This window comes from Rubrivivax gelatinosus, from assembly GCF_016583785.1.
Taxonomy (GTDB): domain Bacteria; phylum Pseudomonadota; class Gammaproteobacteria; order Burkholderiales; family Burkholderiaceae_C; genus Rubrivivax; species Rubrivivax gelatinosus_B.
Genome location: NZ_NRRU01000128.1, coordinates 1 through 12569 on the forward strand (window position 1 = coordinate 1; position 12569 = coordinate 12569).

Genomic DNA, 12569 nt, shown 5'->3' on the forward strand with positions numbered 1-12569 from the left:
GTACCGCCTGTTCCCGCCCTGCTCCCCGCCCCAGGAGGCCCTCGCATGATCAAGACCACGCTCGCGGCGCTCGCGCTGGCCGTCGCCACCGCGGCCGGCGCCCAGGACATCAAGGCGCGCATAGGCACCAGCCTGCCCGACAGCCACCCGCAGACCCTGGGCGCACGCAAGTTCGCCGAACTCGCCGACAAGAAGAGCAAGGGCCGCATCCGCATCGCGGTCTTCTCCAACGCCCAGCTCGGCAGCGACCAGCAGATGCAGGCGGCGCTGCGCGGCGGCACGCAGGAGTTCACGGTGCCCAGCACGGCGACGCTGGCCAACCTGGTGAAGGAGTTCGGCGTCATCGGCCTGCCGTTCTCGTTCGCCAGCGAGCAGCAGGCCGACGCCGTGCTCGACGGCCCGTTCGGCCAGTCGCTGCTGGCGCGCCTGCCCGAGAAGGATCTGGTCGGCCTGGCGTTCTGGGAGAACGGCTTTCGCAACATCACCAACAGCCGGCGCCCGATCGCGCGCGCCGAGGACGTGGTCGGGCTGAAGCTGCGCACGATGCAGAAAAGCCTCTACATCGACCTCTTCAACGGCCTGGGCGCCAACGCCGTGCCGATGGCAGTGAACGAACTCTTCACCGCGCTGGAGACCCGCGCCGTCGACGGCCAGGAGAACCCGTACACGGTGGTCTACACGCAGAAGTTCTACGACGTGCAGAAGTACCTGTCGACCACCGGCCACGCCTACGACGCGCTGGTGCTGGTCGTGTCGAAGAAGTTCTGGGACCGGCTGGCACCGGCCGACCGGGCGCTGCTGCAGCAGGCCGCCGCCGAGGCCACCGTCTACCAGCGCCAGACCAGCCGCGCGCTCAACACCTCGCTGCGCGCCGAACTGGTGAAGCAGGGCATGCAGATCAACGAGGTGCCCGAGGCCGAACGCGCCCGCATGCGCGAGCGGCTCGCGCCTGTGATCGCCAAGTACCAGGCCGCCGTCGGCGAGGACACCGCCAAGGCCTTCTTCGACGCCATCGCGAACGCGGCGCGCTGACGCCACCCCACCACAACGACAAGGAGACACGATGAACATCACCCGCCGCGCCATGGGCGCCCTGCTGCTGGCCGCGCTCGCCGGCCTGTCGCTGCCCGCCGCCGCGCAGCAGCGCCTGCGTTTCGGCCATGCGCACTCGGAGACCGACTCGCAGCACCTGGCGGCGCTTGAGTTCGCGAAGAAGGTCAAGGCGCGCACCCAGGGCGCCATCGAGATCCAGGTCTTCGCCAACAACCAGCTCGGCAACGACAACACGATGATCGCCGGCGTTCGCGGCGGCACCATCGACATGGAGACCTCGGGCAACCCGTTCTTCACCGGCATGGCGCCGAAGCTGAACGTGCTCGACCTGCCCTACCAGTTCGACAACGCCGAACAGGCCTACAAGGTGCTGGACGGCCCCATCGGCCGCGGCCTGCTGGGCGAGCTGGAGACGCACGGCCTGAAGGGCCTGGCGTTCTGGGAGGTGGGTTTTCGCAGCCTGGCCAACAGCCGCCGGCCGGTGCTCAGGGCCGAGGACATCAAGGGCCTGAAGCTGCGCACGACGCCCAACCCGGCGCACATCAAGGCCTTCCAGCTGATGGGCGCCAGCCCGCAGCCCATGCCCTTCGGCGAGGTCTACGCGGCGCTGGAGTCCAAGGCGATCGACGGCCACGAGAACCCGCCGACGCTGATGCTGTCGTCGAAGATGAACGAGGTGCAGAACTACCTGTCGCTGACGCGGCACGCCTACACCGCGCTGATCGTGGTGATGAACAAGGCCAAGTTCGACGCCCTCAAGCCCGAGTACCAGCAGGTGCTGCTGCAGGAAGCCGCCGCGGCCGCGAAGCTGCAGCGCGAGCTCAACACCAAGGGCGAGGCCAGCGCGCTGGTGCAGCTGAAGGCCGGCGGCATGCAGATCGTCGACAACCCCGACATGAGCAGCGTGCGCGACCTGGTGCGCCGCGAGACGCGCAAGCAGTTCGCCGAGAAGAACGGCGACGAGCTGCTCAAGGCCATCGACGCCCAGCGCTGAACCCGGGCCCGGCACCGTGAGCCCCCTGCCCCAGGCGATCGTCGACACGCACCACCACCTGTGGTCGCTGTCGGCCGGCTGCTACCCGTGGCTGCAGCACGGCTACGACGCCGAGCGATTCATCCTCGGCGAGTACCGCGCGCTGTGCCGCGACTACGGCCCGGCCGAGCTGCGCCGCGACATCGGCGCGCTGCCGGTGGTGGCCAGCGTGCACGTCGAGGCCGAGCGCGAGCGCACCGAGGCGCTGGCCGAGACCGCCTGGCTGGACGCCGTGGCCGACGCGCACGGCCTGCCCACGGCCATCGTCTGCTGGGTCGACCTGCTGGCCGACGACGTCGAGCAGCGCCTGGACGAGCAGCTGCGCTGGCGCCGCGTGCGCGGCGTGCGCTTCAAGCCGGTGGCGGCCGCCGACGCGCGTGCCAGCGTGCAGGGCCGGCCAGGCTCGCTGCAGGACCCGCGCTGGCAGCGCGGCCTGCGCGCGCTGGCCGAACGCGGCCTGCTGTGGGAGCTGCGTGTCCCGTACTGGCACCTGGCCGAAGCCGCGACGCTGGTCGCCGCCGTGCCCGGCCTGCAGGTCGTCGTGCAGCACCTGGGCCTGCCCTGGGACCGCGACGACGCCGGCCTCGCCGTCTGGCGGCGCGGGCTGCAGGCGCTGGCCGCCCTGCCCGGCGTGCACCTGAAGCTCTCGGAGCTGGGCCTGCGCGACCGGCCCTGGCGCCTGGCCGAGAACGCGCCGCTGCTGGCCGACGCGGTGGCGACGTTCGGCGCCGCACGCTGCCTGTTCGGCAGCAACTTCCCGGTGGCCGGCCTGCGCATCGGCTACGGCGAGCTGGTCGCCGCGACGAGCCAGGCGCTGGCCCACCTGCCCGATTCCGAGCGTCGTGCGATCTGGCACGACAACGCGGTGGCGCTGTATCGCCTGCCCCGCCGCTGACATCCAAGAAGACAAGGAGACACCGTGATCACCGCCCCGCTTTCCCGTGCCGTCGAGGTGCTGCTCGTGCTGCTGCTGGGCACGATGGTCGTGCTCGTGTTCGGCAACGTCGTGCTGCGCTACGGCTTCAACTCCGGCATCGTGTTCTCCGAGGAGATGTCGCGTTTCGTCTTTGTCTGGCTGACGATGTTCGGCGCGCTGCTGGCGATGCGCGAACGCGCCCACCTGGGCATGACCAGCGTCATCGCCGCCTTGCCGCCGGCCGGCCGCCGCATCGCGCGTTTCGCCTCCGACGCGCTCATCCTCGGCTGCTGCGCGCTGCTGGCGCACGGGGCGTGGAAGCAGGCGGTGATCGCCTTCGACGACCACGCCCCGGTCACCGGGCTGTCGATGGCCTGGATGGTGGGCCCGCTGGTCCTGGTGGCCGTCGGCATGGGTGCGCTCGCCGCCACCGACCTGTGGCGGCAGGCCACCGGCCGCTTCCCGGCCGAAGAACTGGTGCCCGGCCCCGGCGCCAGCACCGAGTGACGGGAGCCCCGCGATGACCGTGCTCGTCTTCATCGGCTCGCTGCTCGGCGCGATGGCGCTGGGCATGCCCATCGCGTTCGCGCTGCTGAGCTGCGGCGTGGCGCTGATGGTCCACCTGGACAACTTCGACACCCAGATCCTTGCCCAGAACCTGCTGGAGGGCGCCAACAGCTACCCGCTGATGGCGGTGCCCTTCTTCATGCTGGCCGGCGAGCTGATGAACGCCGGCGGCCTGTCGCGCCGCATCATCGCGCTGGCGCAGTCGCTGGTCGGCCACGTGCGCGGGGGGCTGGGCTACGTCGCCATCATCGCGGCGCTGGTGATGGCCAGCATCTCGGGCTCGGCGGTGGCCGACACCGCGGCGCTGGCGGCGATCCTGGTGCCGATGATGCGCCGCGCCGGCTACGACGTGCCGCGCTCCTGCGGCCTGATCGCCTCGGGCGGCATCATCGCGCCGGTGATCCCGCCGTCGATCGGCTTCGTCGTCTTCGGCGTCGCCGGCGGCGTGTCGGTGACCAAGCTCTTCCTCGCCGGCATCGTGCCCGGCGTGCTGATGGGCGTGGTGCTGTGGGCCACCTGGTGGTTCTGCGCCCGGCGCGACGCGCCGCCGGTCGCCGAGGCGCGGTTCGACGCCGGCGTCGCGCTGCGTGCGCTGCGCGACGGCGTCTGGGCGCTGGTGCTGCCGGTGGTGATCATCGGCGGCATGAAGCTCGGCGTGTTCACGCCGACCGAGGCCGCGGTGGTGGCGGCGGTGTATTCGCTGCTGGTCGGCGGCCTCGTCTACCACGAGCTGCGCTGGCGCGAACTGCCGCGGCTGATGCTGGCCGCAGCCAAGACCAGCAGCGTCGTGATGTTCCTCGTCGCCTGCGCGCTGGTCTCGGCCTGGGTGATCACGGTGGCGCAGATACCGCAGGAAGTCAGCGAGCTGCTGCGCCCGCTGCTCGAACACAAGATCCTGCTGATGATGGCGATGATGGCGCTGGTGGTCGTCGTCGGCACCGCGCTGGACTTCATGCCGACGGTGCTGATCCTCACGCCGGTGCTGATGCCGATGGTCAAGCTGGCCGGCATCGACCCCGTGTACTTCGGCGTGCTGTTCATCATGAACAACGCCATCGGCCTGCTGACGCCGCCGGTGGGCACGGTGCTCAACGTCGTCGCCGGCGTCGGCCGCGAAGACCTGGGCCGCGTCACGCGCGGCGTGCTGCCCTTCCTGACGGCGCAGACGCTGCTGCTGCTCCTCTTCGTGCTCTTCCCCGCGCTGGTGATGGTGCCGGCGCGCTGGTTCTACTGACCCCACGTTGGAACGGAGACAACGCGATGAAGATTCCCCGTCGCCTGCTGCTGCTGTCGGCCCTGGCCGCGGCGCTGCCCGCCGCCGCCCAGGACTGGCCCAGCCGCCCGCTGCGCCTGATGGTCGGCTCCTCCGCCGGCGGCGGCACCGACGCGATGGCGCGTGCCGTCGCCGACAAGCTCGGCCCGGCGCTGAAGACCAGCGTCGTGGTCGAGAACCGCCGCGGCGCGTCGAACACGCTGGCCGCCGACACCACCGCCAAGTCCAGCGACGGCCACACGCTGCTGATGGGCGTGTCGACGGCGCAGGCCATCGTGCCGCACCTGATGAAGCTGGCCTACGACAACGAGCGTGACCTGGCGCCGGTGGCTTTCGTCGGCGCGGTGCCCAACGTGCTGGTCGTCAGCAAGGACCTGCCCGTCAAGACCGTCGCCGACCTGGTGAAGCTGGCCCGCGACAAGCCCGGCCAGCTGAACTTCGCCTCCAGCGGCAGCGGCAGCACGCAGCACATCGCCGCCGAGCTGTTCAAGGAAGCCACCGGCACCTTCATCACCCACATTCCCTATCGCGGCAGCGGCCCGGCGCTGGTCGACCTGATCGCCGGCCAGGTGCAGATGAGCTTCGACACGCTGGCCTCGGTGTCGGGCCACATCCGCAGCGGCAAGGTGCGCGCGCTGGCGGTGGCCTCGGCGCGGCGCAACCCCGCGCTGCCCGAGGTGCCGACGCTGGCCGAGGCCGGTGTCAAAGGCGTGGAGATGAGCGCCTGGTACGGCGTGTACATGCCCGCGGCGACACCCAAGGCGGTGCAGCAGCGTGTGCACGACGAGGTGAACCGCGTGCTCGCGCTGCCCGACACCAAGGCACGCCTGGCCGCGATCGGCAGCGAGGCGACGCCGCTGAGCCAGGCCGAGTTCGCCGCCTTCCACGCCGCCGAGAACCGGCGCTACGCCGACCTGGTGAAGCGCCGCAGCATCAAGCTGGATTGATGGCCCACCCCCGAAGCGGCTTCGCCGCGCCCCCTCGAGGGTGCGACCCCAGCGGCCGGGCAGCGCCCGTCCGCGGCGTCCGCTGGATGCGCCTGCCGCTGACCTCACCGGTGCCCATCGGCACCTTGGAGAACCGTGTTGAACCCAAGTGAACTCCCCGTCGTCGCCCTCACGCTGGGCGACCCCGCCGGCATCGGCGCCGAGCTGATCGCGCGCCTGCTGGCGCGCCCCGAGACCGGCGCCACCGCCAACGTCGTGCTCGTCGGCGACCGCTGGCTGTGGGACGAAGGCCAGCGCATCGCCGGCAGCGCCGTCGAGCTGGCGCCGGTGGCCTCGTTCGCCGAGGTGCGTGGCCGCGCCGACCGCTCGCGCCCCGCCTTCCTGGCCGTCGACACGGTGCTGCCGTCGCAGGTGCAGCGCGGTGTGGCCGCGGCCCCCGGCGGCGCCTCGGTGCTGGCGGTGCTGGACCGCTGCATGGACGCGGTGCAGGCCGGCCATGTCGACGCCATCACCTTCGCGCCGCTGAACAAGCAGGCGATGAAGCTCGGCGGCCTGAAACACGAGGACGAGCTGCACCACTTCGCCGAGTACCTGGGCGTCAGCGGCTACTTCTGCGAGTTCAACACGCTGCGCGGGCTGTGGACTTCGCGCATCTCCTCGCACGTGCCGCTGAAGGACGTGCCGAAGTACATCGAGCACCAGCGCATCGTCGACGCCGCAACGCTGATCTACCGCTCGCTGCAGGCCAACGGCGTCGCCGCGCCGCGTGTGGCGGTGGCCGGCATCAACCCGCACAACGGCGACGGCGGCACCTGCGGGCGCGAGGAGATCGAGGTCATCGCGCCGGCGGTGGCCACGCTCAACGCCCGCGGGCTGCCGGTCGTCGGGCCCTTCCCGGCCGACACGATCTTCCTGCGCGCCCGCGACGGCGAACTCGACGCCATCGTCACGATGTACCACGACCAGGGGCAGATCGCGCTGAAGCTGCTGGGCTTCAGCCAGGGCGTCACGGTCCAGGGCGGCCTGCCGATCCCGATCACCACGCCGGCACACGGCACCGCCTACGACATCGCCGGCCTGGGCCGCGCCAACGTCGATGCCACCGCCAACGCCTTCGCCATCGCGGCGCGCATGGGGCGCGCCCGCCTGAACTGACTTCGCAGACAACAAAGAGAGGGAACCCACGATGAAGATCACCAACGTCCGCGCCCGCGTCTTCGAATGGAAGGGCAAGACCGTGCCGCCGCAGGGCAACTTCTGCTCGAACGCGATGGACCTGCTGTATTCGCCGGTCGAGACGATGCAGACCTTCCGCTTCCACGGCTGGACCGTGGTCGAGGTCGAGACCGACACCGGCCTCGTCGGCTACGGCAACGTGGCGCTGGCGCCGCGCATCGCCAAGCAGATCGTCGACCAGTACCTGGCGCCGCTGGTGCTGGGCCAGGACCCCTGGGACTACGAGTACCTGAACCAGCGCATGTACCGCGCGACCCACGCCTGGGGCCGCAAGGGCGTGGGCATGGCGGCGATCTCGGCGGTGGACATCGCGCTCTGGGACCTGCTGGGCAAGAGCACAGGCAAGCCGGTCTTCAAGCTGCTGGGCGGGCGCACGAAGGAAAAGATCCCCTGCTACTACAGCAAGCTCTACCGCACCGACCTCGACGAGATGCAGCGCGAGGCCGAGACCTATCTGAAGCAGGGTTTCAGCGCCTTCAAGATGCGTTTCGGCCACGGCCCGGCGCACCTGCAGCAAGGCGTGGTCGAGAACCTGAAGGCCGTGGAGGCGGTGCGCGAGGTCATCGGCTACGACACCGACCTGATGCTCGAGTGCTACATGGGCTGGAACCTCGAGTACACCAAACGCATCCTGCCCAAGCTGGCGAAGTACCAGCCGCGCTGGCTGGAGGAGCCGGTGATCGCCGACGACATCGACGGCTACGCCGAGCTGAACGCGATGAACATCATCCCGATCAGCGGCGGCGAGCACGAGTTCAGCCTCTACGGCTTCAAGCAGCTGCTCGAGCGCAAGGCGGTGAGCGTGGTGCAGTACGACACCAACCGCGTCGGCGGCATCACGATGGCGCACAAGATCAACGCGCTGTGCGAGGCCTACAGCGTGCCGGTGGTGCCGCACGCCGGGCAGATGCACAACTACCACCTGACGATGAGCACGCTGGCCTCGCCGATGAGCGAGTACTTCCCGATGTTCGACGTCGAGGTCGGCAACGAACTCTTCTACTACATCTTCGACGGCGAGCCGGTGGCCGAGAACGGCTTCGTGCAGCTCGACGACGACAAGCCCGGCCTGGGCCTGACGCTGAAGACCGAGTACCTGGACCAGTTCGACATCCTCGAATGAGGGCCTGGCAGCGCCCGCCCCCACCGGCCGCGCCGCGGCCACCCCCGACATGGAGACAACGAGTTGAATCGACGCTACAAGGGCGTGTTCCCGGTGGTGCCCACCACCTTCACCGAAACCGGCGAGCTCGACCTCGCCAGCCAGAAGCGCTGCGTCGACTTCATGATCGACGCCGGCTCCGACGGCCTGTGCATCCTGGCCAACTTCTCCGAGCAGTTCGTGCTCTCGGACGATGACCGCGAGTTGCTGACGCGCTCGATCCTCGAACACGTCGCCGGCCGTGTGCCGGTGATCGTCACGACCACGCACTTCGGCACCCGCGTCTGCGCCGAGCGCAGCCGGCGTGCGCAGGACATGGGCGCGGCGATGGTGATGGTGATGCCGCCCTATCACGGCGCGACGATCCGCGTCTCGGAGACGCAGGTGCACGAGTTCTATTCGCGCCTGTCGGACGCGCTGGACATCCCGATCATGGTCCAGGACGCGCCGGTGGCCGGCACGCCGATGAGCGCCGCCTTCCTCGCCCGGCTGGCGCGCGAGACGGCCCGGGTGCGCTACTTCAAGATCGAGACGCCCGGGGCCGCGAGCAAGCTGCGCGAGCTGATCGCGCTGGGCGGCGACGCCATCGAAGGCCCCTGGGACGGCGAGGAGGCGATCACGCTGTGGCCCGACCTGGAGGCCGGCGCCACCGGCGCGATGACCGGCGGCGCCTATCCCGACGGCATCCGCAGCATCCTCGACGCCTGGACCGCCGGCCGGCACGACGAGGCCTTCCAGGCCTACGCACGCTGGCTGCCGCTGATCAACTGCGAGAACCGCCAGGGCGGAATCCTGTCGGCCAAGGCGCTGATGAAGGAAGGCGGCGTCATCGAATGCGAGGCGCCGCGCCACCCGTTCCCGGCCATGCACCCCGCGGTGCGCGCCGGGCTGATCGCCACCGCACGCCGGCTCGACCCGCTGGTGCTGCGCTGGGGCCGCTGAAGGACATCGAGATGGACCAGTACCGCAACTTCATCGCCGGCGAATGGGTCGAGGGTGTCGCCACCCGGCCCAACGTCAACCCGTCGGACACCACCGACATCCTCGGCCACTACGCCCAGGCCGACGCCGGGCAGGCCGAGCAGGCCATCGCCGCGGCGCGCGCCGCGTTCAAGACCTGGCGCCGCAGCACGCCGCAGCAGCGTTTCGACGTGCTCGACGCGGTCGGCAACGAGATCCTGGCGCGCAAGGACGAGATCGGCCGGCAACTCGCGCGCGAAGAAGGCAAGACGCTGCCCGAAGGCATAGGCGAGACGGTGCGCGCGGCGATGATCTTCAAGTTCTTCGCCGGCGAGGCGCTGCGCGTCGGCGGCGAGCTCGTGCCCTCGGTGCGGCCGGGCGTCGGCGTCGAGGTCTTCCGCCAGCCGCTGGGCGTGGTCGGGCTGATCGCGCCGTGGAACTTCCCCATCGCGATCCCGGCCTGGAAGATCGCGCCGGCGCTGGCCTTCGGCAACTGCGTCGTCTTCAAGCCGGCCGAGCTGGTGCCGGCGTCGGCCTGGACGCTGGCCGAGATCCTGTCGCGCAGCGGCCTGCCGGCCGGCGTCTTCAACCTCGTGATGGGCGCGGGCTCGCAGGTCGGCCACGCGCTGGTGCAGTCGCGCGAGGTCGACGCGCTGAGCTTCACCGGCTCGGTGGCCACCGGGCGGCGCATCGTCGCCGACGTCGCCGCGCGTGGCGGCAAGGTGCAGGCCGAGATGGGCGGCAAGAACCCGCTCGTCGTGCTGGACGACGCCGACCTGGACGTCGCCGTCAACGCCGCGGTGCAGAGCGGCTTCTTCAGCACCGGGCAGCGCTGCACGGCGTCGAGCCGGATCATCGTCACCGCCGGCATTCACGAACGTTTCGTCGACGCCTGCATCGACCGGCTGAGGAAGCTGAACGTCGGCCACGCGCTCGACGCCGGTACCGACATCGGCCCGGTGGTCGACGCGCAGCAGCTGGCGCAGAACCTGCGCTACGTCGACATCGCACGCCGCGAAGGCGGCGTGGTGTTCGGCGGCGAGGCTGTGGAGCGGCGCACGCCCGGCTTCTACCAGCTGCCGGCGCTGATCACCGGCACGACGCCGGCGATGACGATCAACCGCGAGGAGGTCTTTGGCCCGGTAGCCAGCGTGATCCGGGTGCAGGACGCCGACGAGGCGCTGGCGGTGGCCAACGACACCGAGTTCGGCCTGGCCGCCGGCATCTGCACCACTTCGCTGAAGCAGGCCACGCGCTTCAAGCAGGAAGCCGAGGCCGGCATGGTGATGGTCAACCTGCCGACCGCGGGCGTGGACTACCACGTGCCCTTCGGCGGCCGCAAGGGCAGCAGCTACGGGCCGCGCGAACAAGGCCGGTATGCGGCCGAGTTCTATACGACGGTGAAGACGGCCTATACCGCGGCGTGACGGGGGCGAGGCGCTTCGACTTTGTTAGTCTGTGGCCCGCTGCCGGGACACCCCCTTCGGCATGAACCGGACGGCAGGGGGGCTCGATCGCCCCTCGGGCGCCCAACACATGCTCCACGACCCCTGGCTAGCCCCATGGCTGCCCCAGCTGAAAGACTCTGCCGGCAACCGGCCGGTGCTGGAGATCGGCTGCGGCACCGGCGCCGACACCGCCACCCTGGCCGAGGCGGGTTTGGCGGTCGTCGCGTTCGATCTTTCGGCAGCCTCCGCCGCGGCTACCCGGCTGCGGGTTCCGGGCGCCGAGGTCCATCACCAGGACGTCCGCGCGCCCTTCCCGCTTGGCACGGGCGAAGCCGGCGCGGTGATCGCAAGTCTCTCGCTGCACTACTTCCCCTGGGCCGAGACGCTGGATCTCGTGCGACGCATTCGCGAAACGCTGCAGCCCGGCGGGCTCTTCCTCTGCCGGCTGAACTCCGTCGAAGACAAGCACTTCGGTGCCACGGGCCACCCCGCGATCGAGCCCAACTACTACCTCGTCGACGGCCAGCCCAAGCGCTTCTTCGACGAGCGTTGCACCGCCGACCTGTTCGCCAGCGGCTGGCAGGTCTTGTCGATGGAACACCAGACGACGCGCAAGTACGTGCGCCAGAAGGCCTTGTGGGAGGTGGTGGCGCGGCGCGACGACCGGCGGTAGCGCCAGGCGAGACACGGCATGACAGCAAAACCGTTTGACGCGGAAGTTCCAGCGGCAGGGCTCGTGGTCACCGTGCGCGCGGCCCGGCACGAAGACATCCCGGCGCTGCGGCGGATCGAAGCCGACGCCGCCACGATCTTTGCGCCGAGCGATCTTCCGCCCGCCCTCGCACAACCCATGGCTGCCGCGGAACTGGCGCGGGTCATCGACGGTGGCCTGGTCTGGGTTGCACAAGACGAGCGCGGCGCTGCCCTCGGCTTCGTGGCTTGCGAGACGGTCGCCAGCGCGCTGCACGTGCTCGAGATGGACGTCGTGCCCAGCGCCGCCAGAAAAGGCATCGGCTTGAGGCTGCTGCAGCAGGCGATCGCTCACGCCGAAGGCGCCGACGCCATCGAGGTCATCACGCTCACCACCTTCAGCCACCTGCCTTGGAATGCGCCGTTCTACGGCCGGTACGGCTTTCGCCGACTGGTGGCAGGCGGAGGCTTCGAGCACCTGAGCGCGGCCTTGTCCGGCGAGTCCGCCCGGGGCCTGAAAAACCGCGTGGCCATGGCGCGAAAGGCCGCCTGAGCTGCAACGGAGCGGTCCGCCGCGGGCAGTTCGCGCGGCGACACGATGTCGGCGTCTTTCTCGACCTGCTGGCCTTCCAGCGCTGTCGCAATGGCGATGGTCCAGCACGAGTTCGCGCAGGCCGTGCGCGCCGGGGCGCGTTTCCCGGTCGAGCTGCCGCTCATCGGCGGCGGCGGCGGTTTCTGCATCGACGCGGCCGGCCACGTGCTGACCAACTACCACCTCGTCGCCGGCGAGATCGAGCGCCTGGGGCGCCAGGGCGGCGTGCTCGGCGTCGAGCAGCCCTGCCTGGGCGTGCGCGCCGAAGTCACCCGCCTGGGCGCCGACGGCCGCTGGGCGCGGGCCCCGGCCGACCGTGTATGGCTGGTCTCCAACCCGCCGGCCTCGCGCGCGGTCCACGACCTGGGCAAGGGCCGCGGCGAGCTGCGCGAAGACTGGGCGCTGCTGCGCGTGGAGCCACCGCCGCCGGCCGCGCTGACGCTGGCGCCCCGCTCGCCCGTCGTCGGCGAGTCGGTCTGGATGGCAGGCTTCCCCTTGCGCAGCGCCCGCCCGGCCGCCACACGCGCCGCGCTGGGCTACGACGACGCCGACGGTTCGCTGCGCATCTCGCACGGACAGGTCACCGCGGTGGGCGACGACGACAGCTTCGTCAGCGACCTCGACGGCTCGATGGGCAGCAGCGGGTCGCCGGTGTTCGACGCCCTGGGCGGGGTGATCGGGGTGTTCTCGCG

At 70.6% G+C, this 12569-nt stretch carries 13 protein-coding genes; all 13 read left to right on the forward strand.

What is annotated here, in order from left to right; genetic code table 11:
- The first annotated feature begins 45 nt into the window (after positions 1 to 45).
- Positions 46 to 1032, forward strand: coding sequence for a TRAP transporter substrate-binding protein (locus CKO43_RS22670; RefSeq protein ID WP_200380062.1), 987 nt, complete (start codon positions 46 to 48; stop codon positions 1030 to 1032).
- Positions 1033 to 1063: 31 nt separating this feature from the next.
- Positions 1064 to 2047, forward strand: a complete 984-nt coding sequence (locus tag CKO43_RS22675) for a TRAP transporter substrate-binding protein (RefSeq protein WP_242481304.1) — start codon at positions 1064 to 1066, stop codon at positions 2045 to 2047.
- A 16-nt stretch (positions 2048 to 2063) separates the two neighbouring features.
- The gene (locus tag CKO43_RS22680) at positions 2064 to 2981 is read left to right on the forward strand and encodes an amidohydrolase family protein (RefSeq protein ID WP_200380063.1); all 918 of its coding nucleotides are present in this window, start codon (positions 2064 to 2066) and stop codon (positions 2979 to 2981) included.
- Between the two features lie 24 nt (positions 2982 to 3005).
- Positions 3006 to 3509 carry a TRAP transporter small permease gene (locus tag CKO43_RS22685; protein WP_346728377.1) on the forward strand — a complete coding sequence of 168 codons (504 nt, stop codon included), beginning with the start codon at positions 3006 to 3008 and terminating at the stop codon, positions 3507 to 3509.
- A gap of 13 nt (positions 3510 to 3522) precedes the next feature.
- Positions 3523 to 4803 carry a TRAP transporter large permease gene (locus tag CKO43_RS22690; protein ID WP_200380064.1) on the forward strand — a complete coding sequence of 427 codons (1281 nt, stop codon included), beginning with the start codon at positions 3523 to 3525 and terminating at the stop codon, positions 4801 to 4803.
- A gap of 26 nt (positions 4804 to 4829) precedes the next feature.
- Positions 4830 to 5789, forward strand: a complete 960-nt coding sequence (locus CKO43_RS22695; RefSeq protein WP_200380065.1) for a Bug family tripartite tricarboxylate transporter substrate binding protein — start codon at positions 4830 to 4832, stop codon at positions 5787 to 5789.
- A gap of 138 nt (positions 5790 to 5927) precedes the next feature.
- Complete coding sequence (locus CKO43_RS22700; RefSeq protein WP_200380066.1) at positions 5928 to 6944, forward strand: 4-hydroxythreonine-4-phosphate dehydrogenase PdxA; 1017 nt, start codon at positions 5928 to 5930, stop codon at positions 6942 to 6944.
- Between the two features lie 31 nt (positions 6945 to 6975).
- Positions 6976 to 8148 carry an L-rhamnonate dehydratase gene (locus CKO43_RS22705; protein ID WP_200228613.1) on the forward strand — a complete coding sequence of 391 codons (1173 nt, stop codon included), beginning with the start codon at positions 6976 to 6978 and terminating at the stop codon, positions 8146 to 8148.
- A 63-nt stretch (positions 8149 to 8211) separates the two neighbouring features.
- Entirely contained in the window at positions 8212 to 9129 is a 918-nt protein-coding gene (locus tag CKO43_RS22710) for a dihydrodipicolinate synthase family protein (RefSeq protein ID WP_200380067.1), read from the forward strand.
- Between the two features lie 11 nt (positions 9130 to 9140).
- The gene (locus CKO43_RS22715; protein WP_200380068.1) at positions 9141 to 10574 is read left to right on the forward strand and encodes an aldehyde dehydrogenase family protein; all 1434 of its coding nucleotides are present in this window, start codon (positions 9141 to 9143) and stop codon (positions 10572 to 10574) included.
- A gap of 109 nt (positions 10575 to 10683) precedes the next feature.
- A complete protein-coding gene (locus CKO43_RS22720) occupies positions 10684 to 11268 on the forward strand; it encodes a class I SAM-dependent methyltransferase (RefSeq protein ID WP_200380069.1) in 585 nt (194 codons plus the stop codon).
- A gap of 18 nt (positions 11269 to 11286) precedes the next feature.
- On the forward strand, positions 11287 to 11838 hold the full coding sequence (locus CKO43_RS22725; protein WP_200380070.1) for a GNAT family N-acetyltransferase: 552 nt from the start codon (positions 11287 to 11289) through the stop codon (positions 11836 to 11838).
- 90 nt (positions 11839 to 11928) lie between these two features.
- On the forward strand, positions 11929 to 12569 hold a 641-nt coding region (locus CKO43_RS22730; protein WP_200380071.1), incomplete at its 3' end, for a S1 family peptidase.